13 protein-coding genes are annotated in these 17,001 nt (G+C 52.2%); 4 read left to right on the forward strand and 9 right to left on the reverse strand.

All coding sequences use genetic code 11. The features are described from left to right. The first annotated feature begins 20 nt into the window (after positions 1 to 20). A complete protein-coding gene (locus ACFO3I_RS06660; protein WP_377332755.1) occupies positions 21 to 1,256 on the forward strand; it encodes a multidrug effflux MFS transporter in 1,236 nt (411 codons plus the stop codon). A gap of 85 nt (positions 1,257 to 1,341) precedes the next feature. Here ACFO3I_RS06660 and ACFO3I_RS06665 read toward each other — a convergent pair whose 3' ends face one another. Further along, the gene (locus tag ACFO3I_RS06665; RefSeq protein WP_377332757.1) at positions 1,342 to 2,097 is read right to left on the reverse strand and encodes a DeoR/GlpR family DNA-binding transcription regulator; all 756 of its coding nucleotides are present in this window, start codon (positions 2,095 to 2,097) and stop codon (positions 1,342 to 1,344) included. An 89-nt stretch (positions 2,098 to 2,186) separates the two neighbouring features. On the opposite strand from ACFO3I_RS06665, the gene ACFO3I_RS06670 reads away from it, so the two are divergent. Together ACFO3I_RS06670 and ACFO3I_RS06675 are read left to right on the forward strand one after the other, a co-directional pair. Then, positions 2,187 to 2,768 (forward strand): NUDIX hydrolase, encoded by a 582-nt coding sequence (locus tag ACFO3I_RS06670; protein ID WP_377332759.1) that lies wholly within the window; start codon positions 2,187 to 2,189, stop codon positions 2,766 to 2,768. Beyond that, a complete protein-coding gene (locus ACFO3I_RS06675) occupies positions 2,765 to 3,133 on the forward strand; it encodes a hypothetical protein (protein WP_377332760.1) in 369 nt (122 codons plus the stop codon). The genes ACFO3I_RS06670 and ACFO3I_RS06675 overlap by 4 nt, the downstream gene beginning before the upstream one ends. A gap of 73 nt (positions 3,134 to 3,206) precedes the next feature. Here the strand turns inward: ACFO3I_RS06675 and ACFO3I_RS06680 are convergent, their stop codons facing one another. Continuing rightward, a complete protein-coding gene (locus ACFO3I_RS06680; RefSeq protein ID WP_377332762.1) occupies positions 3,207 to 3,425 on the reverse strand; it encodes a hypothetical protein in 219 nt (72 codons plus the stop codon). 150 nt (positions 3,426 to 3,575) lie between these two features. Here ACFO3I_RS06680 and ACFO3I_RS06685 point away from each other — a divergent pair. Then, positions 3,576 to 4,684, forward strand: a protein-coding gene (locus tag ACFO3I_RS06685) for an IS3 family transposase (RefSeq protein WP_377332763.1) whose coding sequence is annotated in 2 segments (ribosomal slippage) — positions 3,576 to 3,828 and positions 3,828 to 4,684 — 1,110 coding nt in all. Because the reading frame shifts where the segments join, the coding sequence is not laid out codon by codon here. A 35-nt stretch (positions 4,685 to 4,719) separates the two neighbouring features. Here ACFO3I_RS06685 and ACFO3I_RS06690 read toward each other — a convergent pair. The 7 genes from ACFO3I_RS06690 to ACFO3I_RS06720 all read right to left on the reverse strand — a co-directional run bounded on the left by ACFO3I_RS06690 (position 4,720) and on the right by ACFO3I_RS06720 (position 16,952). Beyond that, positions 4,720 to 5,520 carry a hypothetical protein gene (locus ACFO3I_RS06690; protein WP_377332764.1) on the reverse strand — a complete coding sequence of 267 codons (801 nt, stop codon included), beginning with the start codon at positions 5,518 to 5,520 and terminating at the stop codon, positions 4,720 to 4,722. Then, on the reverse strand, positions 5,513 to 6,730 hold the full coding sequence (locus ACFO3I_RS06695; RefSeq protein WP_377332766.1) for a tyrosine-type recombinase/integrase: 1,218 nt from the start codon (positions 6,728 to 6,730) through the stop codon (positions 5,513 to 5,515). The genes ACFO3I_RS06690 and ACFO3I_RS06695 overlap by 8 nt, the downstream gene beginning before the upstream one ends. 451 nt (positions 6,731 to 7,181) lie before the next feature. Next, positions 7,182 to 8,576: a M16 family metallopeptidase gene (locus ACFO3I_RS06700; RefSeq protein WP_377332768.1), complete on the reverse strand. Its 1,395-nt coding sequence runs from the start codon at positions 8,574 to 8,576 to the stop codon at positions 7,182 to 7,184. Continuing rightward, positions 8,573 to 10,057 (reverse strand): M16 family metallopeptidase, encoded by a 1,485-nt coding sequence (locus tag ACFO3I_RS06705; protein WP_377332770.1) that lies wholly within the window; start codon positions 10,055 to 10,057, stop codon positions 8,573 to 8,575. Before ACFO3I_RS06705 ends, ACFO3I_RS06700 begins: the two co-directional genes overlap by 4 nt. A gap of 94 nt (positions 10,058 to 10,151) precedes the next feature. Next, positions 10,152 to 10,592 (reverse strand): YybH family protein, encoded by a 441-nt coding sequence (locus ACFO3I_RS06710; RefSeq protein ID WP_377332771.1) that lies wholly within the window; start codon positions 10,590 to 10,592, stop codon positions 10,152 to 10,154. Positions 10,593 to 10,663: 71 nt separating this feature from the next. Then, the gene (locus ACFO3I_RS06715) at positions 10,664 to 13,726 is read right to left on the reverse strand and encodes an efflux RND transporter permease subunit (protein ID WP_377332773.1); all 3,063 of its coding nucleotides are present in this window, start codon (positions 13,724 to 13,726) and stop codon (positions 10,664 to 10,666) included. Beyond that, on the reverse strand, positions 13,716 to 16,952 hold the full coding sequence (locus ACFO3I_RS06720) for an efflux RND transporter permease subunit (protein WP_377332775.1): 3,237 nt from the start codon (positions 16,950 to 16,952) through the stop codon (positions 13,716 to 13,718). The genes ACFO3I_RS06715 and ACFO3I_RS06720 overlap by 11 nt, the downstream gene beginning before the upstream one ends. Positions 16,953 to 17,001 lie beyond the last annotated feature (49 nt).

The following is a 17,001-nucleotide window of genomic DNA, read 5'->3' on the forward strand; positions in this document are numbered from 1 at the left end:
GTTACTAGGATCCGTCTTTTATGTCCGATTACTCCACCCACGCCCCTGCATCAAAAATTTCCAGCCTTGAATTTACCGTGCTGGTCGCCCTGCTGATGTCGGTGGTGGCTATTTCTATTGATGCCTTATTGCCAGCGCTGGATTTTATCCGTGCAGAGGTGCCAATGAGCCACCCAAATCAGGCGCAGCTGCTGATCAGCAGCCTGTTTTTAGGCATGGCCGCCGGCCAGCTGATTTGTGGCCCGCTGTCAGACGCCACAGGCCGCAAGCCGGTGCTCTATGGCGGCATTGCGTTGTATTTAGCGGGCACCGTGCTTTGCTACTTCGCGCAAAGTATTGAAGGCTTATTGCTTGGCCGCATTATTCAGGGCCTTGGCGTGTCTGGCCCTTATGTGTCAGCCATTTCGATAGTGCGCGACAAATACGCCGGTAATGAAATGGCCAGAGTGATGTCGCTGGTGATGCTGATTTTTATTCTGGTGCCAGCCATTGCGCCCAGTTTAGGCCAGGGCATTTTGTACATTGCCGACTGGCGCGCCATTTTCCTGATGTATTTGGGCTATGCCCTGCTGATTGGCGGCTGGATCCACTGGCGGCTGGACGAAACCCTGCCCAAAGCCAACCGTATACCAATGACAGTCAGCGGCTTTAAAGCAGGCTTTGCTGAAGTGATAAGCAATGGCCCAACCGTCTGCTACACCCTCTGTATGGGGTTGTTTTTTGGCAGCTTTATTGGCTACCTGAATTCGTCCCAGCAAATTTTTCAGCAGCAATTTGGCACAGGTGAAGCCTTCACCTTGTACTTTGGCTTTTTGGCGCTGGTATTTGGTGGCGCCTCCCTGGTGAACGCCAAATTTGTCCAGCGTTTTGGCATGGAGCTGCTGTGCCGCCGCGCCGTGCTGGCCATTCTGGTGTTGTCAGCGGCCTTTTTAGCACTGCATGCTGCGGTGCAAATTGAGCTGTGGATGTTTTTGCTGTACGCCTCTGGTTTATTTTTCTGCTTCGGCCTGGTGTTTGGCAACGTCAACGCCATGGCGATGGAACCAATGGGCCATGTGGCTGGCATAGCCTCTGCGGTGATAGGCGCCACCTCGTCTTTGTTGTCGCTCACCATAGGTACTTATATTGGCCAGCAATACAATGGCAGCTTAATCCCGGTGACCAGTGGCTTTTTAGTGCTTGGCAGTATTTGCTTAGGCTTGCTTTATCTGGCCGCCAGACTGAAAACCCAAGAGACAGCAGCAACCGCCAGTTAACCCCGTTGTTGTGGCAACCCACCTGACTGCATCAGTCAGGCGGGTTACCACTGTGCCCTTTTGTATTTAGTTTCGGCTTACAGGCTTAGTCGCTTAGCACCACAACGCCTTTCTGTTGTACCGCTTGCAGCCAGGCTGAGTCTGTACCGGCTTCTACCACCAAGGTATTGGCAATGGTGATGTCGCCAATTGCATAAGCCGACGCGGCATTTACTTTTTCGGCCGACGCCAGCACCACGGTTTCAGCGGCCCGCCCTGCCAAAGCACGTTTAATGCATGCTTCTTCGTAATCACCTGTGGTTAAGCCCGCCGCCGGGTGCACGCCTGTCACGCCCATAAAAAATAAATCGGCCTGAATGCGGGCAATACTTTCCATAGCCCCAGCTCCCACCGCCACCACTGAATGCTTAAAGAGCTTGCCGCCAATCAGAACCACGTCCACCAACGGAAAATCCGCCAGCCCCACCGCAATAGTCGGGCTGTGCGTCACCACGGTAAAAGGCAAATCCTTTGGTATGTGGTTTAACAACTCAGTGGTGGTGGTGCCGCCGTCAATAATTACCACCTGACCGGCGCTGATAAGACCGGCAGCCTTTTTGGCAATGGCGCGCTTTGAAGCCACAGCCACCTGCTGGCGCTGACTAAAGGTGGCCGTAGCCGCCGACGCGGGCAACGCGCCGCCATACACCCGTTGCAGCAAACCGGCTTTGGCCATGTCGCGCAGGTCACGCCGGATGGTGTCCTCCGACACCTCAAATAACACACTCAGCTGCTTGGACAACACCTGACCTTGCTCGGCCAGTTGCTGCAGGATCTGTTGTTGGCGTTGAGGGGTCAGCATAAGAACTCCTTGGTCATGCACATTTAATCTTGTTTTTGCACGATAATTATGATTAAGATCGAAAATACCAACAAAAATGGAGTTTGCCAATGAAACGTGCAGAAATACGCAACATCAGTGCGGAAACCTTGTCGGATAACTGGTACCTGCTGAAGAAATACAGCTTTGAACTAAAACGCCGCGACGGCGAATGGCAACAGCAAAGCCGCGAAGTGTACGACCGCGGCAACGGTGCCACTATTTTGCTGTACAACAGAGCGCAAAAAACCGTAATCCTGACCCGGCAGTTCCGTTTTCCGGTGTATATCAATGGCCACGAACAACCACTCATTGAAGCCGCCGCCGGCTTGCTGGACGAAATGTCACCCGAGCAGCGCATTAAAGCCGAAGCAGAAGAAGAAACCGGCTACCGGCTAACCCAGGTTGAAAAGGTATTCGAAGCCTATATGAGCCCGGGCTCAGTTACCGAAAAGCTGCACTTTTTTATTGCCCAATACGACGCTTCGCAGCAGGTTCATGATGGCGGTGGTTTAAAAGCCGAAGGTGAAGACATTGAGGTGCTGGAACTGGGCTTTGCCGACGCGTTAAAGGCGATAACAGACGGCGTAATTGTGGACGGCAAAACCATTATGTTGCTGCAGTACCTGGCGCTAAAGGGGCTGATGCAATGACGCAGGCGCCATTACTTGTGTTAGTGGCTGGCCCTTATCGCAGCGGCACCAACGGCGAGCAGTCACTTATAGACGCCAACTTGCAACGGCTGGAAGCGGCCGCGTTGGCTGTTTACCAGAAAGGCCATTTGCCGGTGATTAGCGAGTGGCTGTCGCTGCCGCTCGCCCACACTGCGGGGTCTAAAGCCCTGGGTGATGACATCAGCGAGTCGCTGCTTTACCCGCTGGCACACCGGCTGATTGGCCGATGCGACGCTATCTTGCGGATCCCTGGCCAGTCCGCGGGGGCGGATATGGATATTCTGGTTGCCACAGCGCATGGGCTTCGCATTTATTATTCGTTAGACGACCTGCCAAAGGTGTAGAGCTTGTGGGGTGTTATGCGCTAAACCATGCAGTAGCTGCAGCCAGTAAGTAGTTTACTGGCGACCTGGCTTGTTAGTGAGCCCGTTTACGGGTCCAAGGAAACCAACTTGGCGTCTGATAAATAATTTCATGAAGAACTTCGCCAAACGTTATAAGCAATATATCACCTGCCATTACTTCGACTGTATATACAGTCGCTCCCGCAATCTTTCCATGGGGAGCTTCCTTAAAAGTAAAACCAGCAAGAGATTCAGGAATAAATTTATCCCCTAGATCAAAGGTGGGTAGCAACTTGAAGCTCCTTTACTCATAACGCCAAACTAACCGACGCTCTTTTCGGCGTCCGAGTTAAGCTTCTTGTTAGCTTTTGTAAACATCCCCTAGAATCGGTGCATTCCTGATTAGAGTTCTCCGGCGTACACTACGTCTGAGGAGAACAGCATGAAAAAGTCACGGTTTACAGAAACACAAATCATCAAAGTGTTGAAGGAAGTGGAAGCCGGCCGGTTGGTCAAAGAAGTGTGCCGGGAATATGGCATTTCAGATGCGACTTACTACAACTGGAAGGCCAAATACGGCGGCATGGAGGCGTCAGATGTGAAGCGCCTCAAAGACCTTGAAGAAGAAAACCGCCGCTTAAAGCAAATGTATGCCGAGCTCAGTCTGGACCACAAAATCCTGAAGGATATTGTAGAAAAAAAGCTGTAAAGCCGGCGGTGCGACGTGAGCTGGCCGATTATGCGATACAGACTCATGCGGTCAGTCTGCGCCGGGCGTGCCGGGTGGTGGGTTTAAGTGATTCGGTGTATCGGTATCGGCCAGACGTACACCGAGATGATGCGCTGATAGCGACGCTTCAGGCCGTTTCAGAACGCTATCCGGCCTATGGCTTTAGCAAGCTGCTCAAGGTAATGCGTCGCCAGGGCCATCTCTGGAACCACAAGCGTATTCACCGGGTGTACTGTGAGCTGAAACTCAATAAACGGCGCAAAGGTAAAAAGCGCTTACCTAACCGAAATCCAGCGCCATTAGCTGTTCCGGCGACACTGAACCAGTGCTGGTCGATGGATTTTATGAGTGATGCACTGATGTGTGGTAGACGCTTTCGAACCTTTAATGTCGTCGACGATTTTAATCGTGAGGTGCTGGCCATAGATGTCGACCTGAGTTTACCGGCGCAGCGGGTGCTCCGGGTGTTAGAGCGGATTGTTGCCTGGCGTGGATTGCCAGCAAAACTACGGATGGACAATGGGCCTGAATTTATCTCAAGCACGCTTGCAGATTGGGCAGAGCAACATGAAATAGAACTGGAATTTATTAAACCGGGCAAACCCACACAAAATTCTTACGTGGAACGGTTCAATAAAACATACCGCACTGAAATTCTGGATATGTATGCGTTTAAAACCCTGACGGAAGTTCGGGAACGCACAGAACACTGGATGCGGGAATACAACGAAGAACGGCCACATGATTCCTTAGGCGATTTAACCCCTTGGGAATATCTGGCAAAAGCAGAGGCGGAAAACTCTAATTTAGGCTGCCACTAAAAATGGGATGTTTACAATAGGTTCAGGCGTGACATTCAAATAACATATTTCGTCTTACCGTCTTTGTATTTCCTGATAATGTTTTGAATGGCAATCGCCTTTTCCTTGTTTTTAGTCAGCTCTAGTAACTCCGGTTGTGTCTTAGCGAGGATTGCAGCTATGCAGTTCGCGGCCTTTAAAATTGGCATCTGCTTACACTCTTCCAGATAAAGCTTCATCACAATATTTTCTAATGGCTGTATTTTTAAAGTGCGTGCTTTACCGCCTTTACTCCCTAGTTGCTTAGCGGAAGTTTGCGTACGTCCATGTTTTTCCAGCACCTCAGCGCGCGCCAGGCAATCCACTACAGCTTGATACAGCGATTCTGTTGGCTTGGCCTGAGTCAAAGCTGCACCTTCTGAATCACTGATAGTTAATCGACTATAGTGAGCGCAAAGCATCAGCACTTTTACAGCAAATACCTCAAACCATTCCAGTTTTTTTACTCCGGTTTGGGATATATCAAATACAGCCAAACATTGAAATAACGTCCTTCCAGAGAATTGCCATGCTTGTATGTAATTCGGCTCTAGCGGTGATGAAATAGTTTTTTCACCCAATATAGCTTTTACAATAAAATCCATATTTGCTACGGCATTTGCGATAACCATACAGTGCTCGTTAGTCCGTTTTGACAGCATCTTTCTGGCTACTATCACAGCAAACGTGATTGTTTCTGCTGGCTGAAAGTTGAGCGGTGTCCAACGTTCCTTATCAAACGGAATAGGCTCCGGCTTTGATTTTGGGAAATAGTCGATTTCATCTTCTGGGCTCGGTTCAAACCAGTGTTTACTCAAAGTCATTCGCTCCTATCTGGCATTGAGTTTTGAAATAGTCGGTAATACGCTGCATGGGCTCTCGCAAGCGTTCAAAATTTTTAATGACATAGCCACCTGTAACATCTGAGCCGGATTTATGATTCACCAACTGCTTAATGGCAAACATAGAAATATCCAGCGATTCTGCAGCTGTGATAAAGGTTCGCCGTAAATCATGCATCGTAACCTCAATACCGGAATCGGCTCTTAATCGCTCTATCGCCCCCTTGGGGTTGGCAAAGTAACCCGCTTTACGGGAGCTAAACACGTAGTCCTGAGTTTTGAAGCGCAACCGATATTTTAAAATAGCTTCAATCAAATCAGACATGGGTAGCGTCAATGCTGTATTGTTTTTGGTATCAGGGATATAAAACGTCTTTTCCTGAAAATCTACATTGTTCCAGGTCAGCGTTGCCGCCTCATTTCGCCTTAGTCCAGAGAGAAGCAAAAACAAAAAATAGTCTGCGGCTACATGGTCATTGGCCGCTCCAGTGTTAAATTTCAGATGTTTTATGGCCGCGTACCAGATTGGCAATTGGTGCTGTTTTAGAATGGTTTGTCGACGTGGTTCTTTCGCCCAGCCTTTAAGCTGTGTGATACGCACTACAGGGTTAGCTGGAAACAAACTATTCCCTGAATCATCTTCATACTGCACCTGTGCGAACCGATGCAAAGCGCTGAGAACTCGCATCACATTGTTTGCAAAGGATGGGCTTAATCGCTCTTTCAGTTGATTATGGCGCTTCACCACCATATCCCTATTGATACTGGCAAAAGGCTTTGTTTTCCAGTCACTCAGCTCGCCGTTAAAGTAGTATTCGTATTGCGTATAGGTTCGGGGTTTTAAATCACATTTAACAGCTTTGTAGTCCTGCCAGACATCCCACAACGTCATACTCTGGACTTTATGCCGTTGGCGCTTCGTAATAGGGTTAGTACCTGTAGCAATTTCACCAAGAAACTCCTGCGCCTTTTTACGTGCTTGCTCTACCGTAATTTCGGGATAGCGACCAAGCGTGATGCGCTTCACTTTTCCGTCAATGCGTTTCTCCAAGATAAAGGATTTACTACTTCCGGCGGTCACCCGCACAGCAAAGCCCTTTAGAACTGGATCTCGGTAAAAGACTTGCCCCGTTTCCGGTGACGGCAATTTGTCTACAAATTGCTTGGTAATTTTTGGTGTAGACACAGTGTAGGCGGCCCACGTCAAGTTCTGATGGGTTATTTAAAACACGAAATAGCTGAATGACTAATGAATACAAGGGCTTTAGCGGAGTTTCAATATTCTTAAAAAAGCTTCAAACAGTCCTTTTTAAAACAATTTAATAGAAGGGTGCGCGCCCGCAAGTCAGACATTTTTACGCCTTCTTTCCTGAATTTTACTCATGCCAAATTAACGCTGAAGTGTCTCTAAATCAACGACATTTTTCTGATATGGAAAAAATGTTTGCGGCAAAATCCGTACTCGGTGTTCACTAGTTGTCCGAAAATAAACTCATGGTCTATTACTGGGCATGCACACAGTGGTTTTGGTGCCTGTTGTAGATGATAAGAGGTGCCAATGGTCGGCAATGCACTAAACAACAACCCATAAAAAAGCCAGTTAAACAACTGGCTTTTAACGGGGCAAAAACCCGGCGTTACAGCTTAAACAGCGCTTTTAGCTCAGGCACAGCGGCCAGTTGTGCTTTTACCGACTCGTCGCCCACCACTACCAGCGTCATGCTCTCAATTGGCAGGTACTTTTTCGCCAGGTCAGTTAACTGCTGTGGCGTGACCGCATTGGTTTTCTGCACGTATTCTTCCAGGTACGTCAGCGGCAAACCGTGGGTTTTCAGGTGCCATAACTGGTTGATAATGGCGCTGCGTGACGAGTTTTGCAGCACAAAAATACCGCCTTTGTAGTTTTTAAAGCCATTCAGCTCTTGCTCTGTCGGTGCTGTGCTTTGCAGCAGTTTGATCTCTTTAATAATCTCCACCAACGAAGCCGCCGTGGCTTCAGCTGTCACGTCCGCCTGCTCAAACCAGACCGCCGCCTTGATTCTGCTGTTGATCGAACTGCGTGGCGAATAGGTGTAGCCTTTGTCTTCGCGGATATTACGGGTAATGCGGCTGGAAAACGCGCCGCCCAATAAGGTGTTCATTAAATCCAGGCCCACATAATCCGGGTTGGACGGGTCCACTACTGGCAAACCAATGCGAATAGTCGACTGCACCGCTTTGTCGCGGGCAATAAACACCAAACCTGGTTTTGCGCTTGAATCCGCCGCCGTCAGCACCCGGCCAGAGCCTGGCAACATGCTGGCAAAAGCCTCGCGAATAGCCGCTTCTGCTTTGGCTTCGTCAAACTGGCCTGAGACAAATAAATGGCTGCGGCTGGCCACCAGGTGCGTTTTTACAAACTGGTTAAAGTCGTCCAGCGTCAGGCTTTCCACCACTTTTTCGTCGGCATAAATTTTACCGTAGGGGTGATTGCCAAAAATATGCTGGTAAAAAGCGGCGGCGGCCTGGCTTTGTGCCTGGGACTTTTCCACTTTTAAGTCACGTACATAGTTAGCAACCAGCCGGTTTTTATCGGCTTCGGTAAAGTTGGGGTGAATAGCAATATCTGCCAGCAGTGCGGCCGCATCGCCAACAAAGTCAGACAGTACGTCCAGCTCCAGGAAGCTGCTGTTCACGTCCACCACTGTATTAACCTGACCGCCCATAGTAGCGGCGGCTTGTGCAATGGCTTTGGCGTCGCGGTTTTTGCTGCCTTCCAGCAATAGCTGGTAGCTCAGGTCCGACACCGCGTCTTTGCCAGCATCGTCCACATTGCCGGTTTCGGTCAGCAGCCGCAGCGTCACTTTTGGCGTATTGCCATACTGCACAAAGGTGACGTTCAGGCCATTGGGCAGGCTGATGCTGCGCGGTGCCGTTAACTTAAATGCCTTGGGTTCACTGCCTGCTGGCGGCGTTTCTTTTGCGTACGCCGGCGTCAGTGCCAATAAAGCGGCGGGCCACAGCGCCAGCAAAAAAGTTTTTATCGTGTTCATTGCTTCGCTCCTTCGTTGCCTGATGCAGCTGGTGGTGTTGCCTGTTGCGGTGCTTCGCCAGGTAACAGCGTCAACACAGTTCTGTTGCCCGGGCGCAGGTATTCGTTCACCGTGGCTTTAATCAGCTCTGGCGTCACCGCTTTAAACTGGGCTTCCAGCTCGTTAATACGGGCCGGGTTATTGTCGAACAGTGCAAAACTGGCCAGTAAATCCAGCTTACCGAAGCCATAGAGTTCATCCATATTGTCGTAAAGTGCTGAGCGCAGTTTCACCAGGGCGCGGTCAATATCGGCCTGCGCCACAGGTTGCTCCTGCAGTTTGCCAATTACGGTATCTACCGCCGCCACCAGTTGCTCAGTGCTATGCTGCTCGTCATGGGTGAAGGAGCTCATCCACAACATAGGGCCGTTGTAATTAAACATATTGCCCAGCAGATAGTTAATGCCGCCCCCCACAGAGCTGGTTACTTCACGGTTTTTTACCAGTTCCTGATGCAGCAGGCTGTCGGTGCCCTGCACTAACAGCTGGTCAATAATGCCCATCGCATAAAACTCTGGCGTGTTGCGCTCTGGCATTTTGTAGGCAAACGCAAAGGCAGGTTTAGGGGCCAGTTTGTCGTACTTCACAAAGCGTTTTTCCTGCTCCTGGCGTAGCTCCGTCAGTACTGGCGGTTCTGGCAATTCGGCTTTTGGAATAGCAGCAAAGTATTTTTTCACCATCGCCAGCGTGCTGTCGGTGTCCACGTCGCCCACCACCACGACCACCGCATTGTTCGGCGCGTAGTAGGTTTTAAAAAAGTCAGCCACGTCTTCCAGTGTGGCGGCATCCAGATGCGCCAAATCGCCATAAAAGTTATGCGCGTTGTACCAGTTATCAAAGGCGTACTGCGGCATGTCCAGCCAGGGGAAACCACCGTAGGGCTGGTTCAGCACGTTTACTTTCACTTCGTTTTTCACCACGCCCTGCTGGTTGGTCAGGTTGTCCTGAGTGATCGCCAGGCCTTTCATGCGGTCGGCTTCGGCCCACAGCATGGTTTCCAGTTTATGTGCCGGCACAATCTCAAAGTAGTTGGTGTAGTCAAAGCGGGTGGAGCCGTTCAGCACACCGCCGTTATTGGTGACCAGGTTGATAAATTCCATTTTGCCAAGGTTAGTCGAGCCCTGAAACATCATGTGCTCAAACAAATGGGCAAAGCCGGTACGGTTTTTTGGTTCGTTGCGAAACCCGATGTTGTAGTACACCCCCACCACAGCCGTCGGTGCCGTGTGGTCCGGTGAAATCACCACTTTCAGGCCGTTTTCCAGTGTGCTGTAGTGCAGCGGAACATTAAAGCTGACCGGGCTTTGCGCTGTGGCTGCCTGCTTGGCCAGTTGTTCAGCAACAGCAGCAGTGTCAGAGCTGTCTTTGGCGGGGTCTGTCGGTTTGGGATTGCAGGCTGCCAGTGCAGCAGCCAGCCCTACTATCCAATAGCGGCTTAACATAAAAAGTCCTTGTTGTGATCAGTGAAGCGGTTTTACTAAATCATTCAACCGGTTAAAAATCAAGCAAACCAATATCCTGTAACAATTTCCAGCCTCAGTTGGCCTGGGTTGCTGCGTTGCAGCCGCAGCGTTCGCAGCCTTTGTCAAACTGCACTTTCCAGACACCCGGCGCCGTTTGACGCCAGACTGAGTTAAACGTAGCGACCACTTTACCGTCCGGGCTTTTTACCGGGCCAGAACTATGGGCCAACAGCCCGTCGGCCGACACTTCGACCTGTGCAGGCTGCCAGGAAAACGGGGCTTGTTCCCCCTTAAAAAAGTCGGCCCAACCTGCGACCACTTCGGTTTTACCACGCAGCATCTGTTGCCCGAAAAACACCGTGTCGTCGGCCAGGTACTGCGCAAAGGCGTCTATATTCCGGTCCGCCATACTTTTGGCAAAAGCGCGTTCGGCAGCAAACACTTGCTCTTGCGCCGTCTGAGCCCAGAGTCCCCATGAACAGAGAACACAGCACAACAAAACTATTTTTTTCATACCCTTCCCTACCCCGATAAAAAAGGGGCAGCCAAGCTGCCCCAAACCAAATGCAAATCACGATGCGCGTTTTAAGCGGATATCAGCTTAGAAGCAAAGCCCGCCGCCCGGTGCCGCATTTGTGACCAGCGGACGTTAAAACGCACTAAGCCCCAGTAGGTCAACGGCACCAGCAATAAGCTGGTTAAGGTGGAAAACACCAGGCCACCAATAATGGCAATGGCCATAGGCGCATAACTTGGGCCGTCACCTCCAATGGTGGCGTCGCCCATCGCCAGAGGCAGTAAGCCCAGCACTGTGGTGGATACCGTCATCAGAATTGGCCGTAACCGCGCTTCGCAGGCTTCGATAATCAGCGGCACCAGGTCCGCCTCTGGCCGCTCGCCCCGCAGTTGGTTAATGCGGTCGACCAGCACTATGCCGTTGTTTACCACAATGCCCATCAGCACCAGCATGCCAATCATGCCCATAATGCCCATACTGGTGCCGGTGAACAGGAAGGCCCAGAACACACCAACCATGGAAAACAGCAGCGAACCAATCACCGCAGTAGGCAGTAACAAGGATTCAAACAACGCGGCCATCACCAGATAAATCATCGCGACGGCGAGCAGCATGTTGACCACCATAATGCCCTGCGCTTCGTCCTGATACTGGAAGCTGCCTTCAAACGACCAGCTGTAACCCGGCGGTAACTGCAACTGATCCATGCGTTGCTTAATTTCCTCGCGGGCTTTGTCCATGCTCAGGTCTTTACTCATGTTCATGCCAATCGCCAGCGTGGTCTGACGGTTAAAGCGGCGGATCTCAGCCAGCAATGGCTGCAGGCTCAGCTGGGCAACCTGGCTTAACCGAATGGTCACACCGTCCTGTACCGCCACAGGAATAGCTTCCAGCTCCGCCTGGGAATGACTGACCTTTTCGTCGTACAGCACCCGCAGTTGCAATTCGCCCTGTTCTGCACTGCGATAGGTGCGCAGGTTGACACCGCGCAGCGCCAGACTGACGGTATTGGCCAGATCCTGCGCACTGAGGTTGTAGCGCTGCAGCGCGTCCTGATCCAGTTTGATCTGCAGTTCATAGCGGCCATCGGCTATTTCTGAACGCACATCTTCCAGGCCTTTCACATCACGCAGCACTGGCACAATATCAGCCGCCAACTTGGTCAGCATCTCGGTGGACGGACCGGCCAGATGCAACTGCATACCGCCGCCGCTTTCGCTCCAGCCAAAGCTGGGTTCAGCCCTTACCAGCTTGGGCCAGCCCTCACGAATGGTCTTTTTAATGTCACCGACAGGTTTTACCAGCGGGTCGTTAAACATAATGATCGAAATGGCGTGATTGGCGGTGTAGTAGCTGTACACCGACTCAATTTCGAACTCGGCTTTGTGCTGATACAGATACTGCTCCATCCGGGTCACTTCAGCTTCCACTTCCTCCAGGCTGTAATTGCCCTGAATGTTGTAATTCAGAAATGCCCGGTTGGAATCGCCGCCATCGTCGTCGCCGCCTGACACCTGGCCCAGCGGAATGGCGACACTGGCCAGCAGCGCAAAGGCAATAGCTGTGGCGGTTTTGGGCTTGGCTAAAGTCCAACGCAGGCAGCGGCCATAAAACTTGTCCAGCGCACTGGGCTCAGCATTTTGCTGGCTGTGGATTTGTTTGATTTTGGTGGTCAGCAGCGGAATAAGCGTCAGCGCCATCACTAAGGACACGCCAAGCGCAATGGTAATGGCAATCGCCACATGCTCCAGAAACACAGTCACATCCACTTTCTGACCAATAATATTGGGCAAAAACACAATGGCTGTGGTGGCGGTACCCGCCAGTACCGCCAGGCTAACGCGGTAGACGCCACGTTCGGTCGCGGCTTTGATATCCGCATCGGCCGCCCGCTCACGGAAAATGCTCTCGGTGACAACCACCGAGTTGTCCACCAGCATACCGACCGCCAGCATCAGGCCCATCATCGACAGAATATTCAGGCTATAGCCGAGGAAATACATAGCGCCCAAGGTAATGGCAATAGACACCGGCACTGACAGCACCACCACCAAGGTAGTTGGGATATGACGCAAGAACAGATACAGCACGACAAAGGACAATGCCGCCCCCATGCCACCAGAGCTAAGCAGGTTGGACAGCGAATCAGTCACCCCTTTGGCGGTGTCGTCCATCAGAAATAAATTAATGCCGTTAAAGGCCGGGTCTTTGCCGGCGGCGTCCACCACCGCAATAGCGGCACGCGACACCTCCACCAGATTGGCGCCCGATTCTTTAAACACATTCATACCGACGGCATAGGTCTGGTGCAAATGGCGGCCTTCGGTGCGTTTTGGCAGTTCCAGCTGAATATCCGCCACTTCGCCCAAGGTCAGGCCCTGGCGAATCGGGTAGGCCTTTAACGCATCCAGGCTGGTAAATTCCCCAACAGGTTTCACCGTAATGCTTTCATTTGGGTTACGGATTTCGCCGGCAGTCATCGCAAAATTGCTCTGCTGCATTTGCTGCAGCAGCGTCACCGGGTCCACCTGCAAGGCGCGCAGCCGCTGCGGGTCCAGCCGGATACTGACCTGGCGTTTATCCACACCATACAGCTCCACTTTGGACACGCCAGACACCCGCTCCAGTGGCCGTTTAATCACCCGCTCCAGTAAGTCGTAGGCCATCGCCAGGTCACGTTCGCTGGAAATACGCAGCTGGAATATTGGCATGTCACTGGTATTAAACTGGAACACCATCACCCGCTCAACGTCACGTGGCAGCAAGTGGCGCATATTGTCCAGCCGCTCCCGCACTTCGATACTTTTGGTGTTGATGTTCTCTTCCCAGTTAAATTCCAGCGACACATCGGCGCCGTCTTCTTTCGAGAACGAACGCATTTTTTTGATGCCAGTCACTGTGGCCAGCGCTTCTTCAACTGGTCGGGTGATCAGCCGTTCGGTTTCTGCCGGTGTCGCATTCGGGTATGGCACATGCACATAGATTTCCGGAATATCAATGCCGGGGAATTTCTCCAGCGGCAGCATCCGGCTGGCCAGCATGCCAAATACCAGCATGGATAAAAACAACATGCACAAGGTCACCGGCCGCTGCAGCGCGAACCGGGTTAGCGCCAGAGGTTTATGCTGCATAATCCTGCTCCCGTTTTTTCGCAGTTAAGGCGTACAACACCGGAATAAATACCAGAGTCAGCAAAGACGCCAGCGACAGGCCCCAAATGACGGTAATGGCCATTGGCGAGCGCATTTCGGCACCGTCACTGCTGCCAAGCACCATAGGCAACAGGCCAAGCACTGTGGTTAAGGTGGTCATCAGAACAGGACGCAAACGGGTGGCACCTGCTTCTACCACCGCGGGCAGCAAAGCCATACCTTCGTCACGCAACTGGTTAATCCGGTCAATCAATACGATAGCGTTATTCACCACAATACCAGCCAGCATAATGACGCCGATAAACACAATCACCGAGACGCGGGTACCGGTCAGGTACAGACCCAGCACAGCACCAGCCCCAGCCAGTGGCACAGTGAACAGGATCAGCAGTGGCTGCAGCAGGTTTTCAAACTGAGACGCCATCACCAGGTACACCAGAAACACCGCCAGTAACAGCGCCATCACCAGCGAGTTAAAGGAACGTTCCATTTCTTCACTCTGGCCGACCAGAGTCACACCGACGCCATAGGGCAGGCTCAGCGCTGCCATCACCTGACGGGCCGTTTGAGTGGCTTGCTCCAGGTCGCCATACGCCAGGTTGGCACTGACCACCGCCACCCTCTGCTGGCCAATACGGGTAATTTCGCTTGGGCCTGTTTCACGTTTAATCTCGGCAACCGCTGATAACGGCAGCGGTTTTTCACTGCCAGGGTTAATAATAATTTGCGCCAGCTGAGCTTCTGAATTGCGGTATTGTTCGGCCAGACGGACCCGGATGTCTACTTTGCGGTCCTGAATGCTGAACTGTCCGGCCACTTCGCCGCCAACATAGTTCGCCACCCGTTTGGCCACATCAGCCGCATTCATGCCGTATTGCGCCAGCTTGCCATGGTCAAAGTGCAGGCTGATTTCCGGTTGTCCCGGGCGCAATGAGGTTTTGATGTCCGTGAAGCGGTCTTGCTGCTCCAGCATCAGCACCAGCTGATCAGCCGTTTGTTTCAGGCTGGCTAAGTCATGGCCTGACACTTCAATCTCCAGTGGCGTGCTGAAACTGAATAACGAAGGCCGGTCGATTTTGGCGGTTAAATCAGGCAATGCCGCCACCTGCTGGCGGAACAGTGCAATCAGCCGTTCTTCGTCGGCCACAGAAGTGCCTTCTTTCAGGACCACATTGAGCCGGCCCCAATGGGTGCCACCAATCGAAGGATCCACCGTCATCTGCTGACCGGTACCGACCATGCCGTATGTGCGGTCGATTTCAGGTTGCGCTTTGGCCACCTGCGCCAGCTGCGTCAGCATGGCGTCGGTGCGTTCAATGGCTGAGCCGACCGGCAACTGAATTTCGACATAAAACTCGCCCTGGCTCATAGCTGGGATCACATCAAAACCCAGGCGCGGGATCAGGCAATAAATCAGGGCGGTAATGCCTAGAGTGCCCAGGATCACTGTGCCTTTGATTTGCAAGGCAGTGCGCAGTACGCCGCGGTAGCCTGTTTCCAGCGCCGTTAAAAACCGCTGCACTACGGCCAGCAAAGGGGTCAGGATAAAACCCAGGCCTTTGCTGACACCACGCACCAGCACCATCACGGCGGTCATCAGGCCGAGCAGCAGATAACGCAACGCGACAAACACCAGGCGGAATGGCACTAAAGGCCACAGCGCCCAATGTTTAGGTTTCCACTGGAATGGCTCGGCCTCGCTTTCTGCCACATCAGCAGCACCGCTGCGCTCATTGGCGGCCATAGCCGGGATCAGCGTCAGTGCCACCAATAAAGAAGCTAATAAGGCATAGGTGACGGTCAGCGCCTGGTCTTTAAATAACTGACCAGCCACGCCTTCAACAAACACCAGTGGGAAAAACACTGCCACTGTGGTTAAGGTGGATGCGGTAATAGCCATTGAGACTTCACTGGCGCCTTTTTTCGCCGCTTCCAGCGGGGTCATGCCCTGCTCTTTGTAGCGGGCAATGTTCTCCAGCACCACAATGGCGTTGTCCACCAGCATACCTATCGCCAGCGCAATACCGCCCAGGCTCATGATGTTCAGGCTGATGTCCTGCGCATGCATCAGGTTAAAAGTGGCAATCACGGACACCGGAATGGAAATGGAGATCACCAGGGTGGTCCAGAAATTACGCAGGAACAGATAAAGCACCACCATCGCCAGCACACCACCTTGCCAGGCGGCAGATTTCACTTCGTCAATGGCGTTTTTAATAAAAGTGGACTGGTCGTACACCAGCGTCAGCTGATAGCCGGCCGGCAACTGCTTGCGTAAGTCATCCAGGCGAGAGCGTACCGTATTGGCCACCTGCACCGTATTGGCGTCACCTTCTTTGTAGATGGCTATTTCTATGGCCTGCTGGCCGTTAATGTAAGTGACACTCTGGCGGTCCGCAAAGGTGTCGCGTACTTCGGCGATGTCTGACAACCGCACCAGGCTGTCGCCCACTTTACTGACGTACAAATCTTGCATTTGCTGCAGGCTGGTAAACTGGTTAATGGTGCGCACCAGGTAGTCATTGCTGCCGGTTTCCAGGCGGCCACCGGCTTGGTTCACGTTTTGCGCTTTCAGCCGTTCATTAATGGTGCTGATATCCAGATTCAGCTGACTGAGTTTTTCGTTGTCGATCAGGATTTGAATTTCCTGGGTCAAACCGCCATCAGGCCGAACGGCCGCTACGCCGGTTAACGACTCGAGCCGGCGGCGTAAATCTTCTTCGGCAAAGGTACGCAGGCTGACCAGTTGTGCCGGGCTTAATGGCTGCTCCTGCTCACGGCTCAGCGCCAACCGGATCACCGGGTCCAGGTTCGGGTTAAAGCGCAGTAACAGCGGCTTTTTCACGTCCAGCGGCAACAGCAGCACATCAATTTTTTCGCGCACTTCAAGACCAGCCAGGTCCATATCACTGCCCCATTCAAACTCCATAATGACGTCCGAGCGGCCAGCGCGGGATACCGAATGCACTTTGCGAATGCCTTTGACAATGCCGACAGCTTCTTCAATCGGTTTACTGACCAGCTGCTCCACCTCAGCAGGTGCAGCCCCCAGGTATTCAGTGCGAATGGTTAAGGTCGGGTAGGATAAATCGGGTAACAGATTCACGGCCAGTCGGCTCATGGCGACCATACCGAATAACAGAATGCCTAAGGTAAACATCCACATAGTGACAGGCCGGGCGACCGCAAGATTCACCAGTTTCATAACAGATCCCTATTGTTGTTGATTATCCCCGGGGATCTCCCCCGGGGCG

The sequence above is a fragment of the Rheinheimera marina genome (genome assembly GCF_042654345.1).
Classification (GTDB): domain Bacteria; phylum Pseudomonadota; class Gammaproteobacteria; order Enterobacterales; family Alteromonadaceae; genus Pararheinheimera; species Pararheinheimera marina.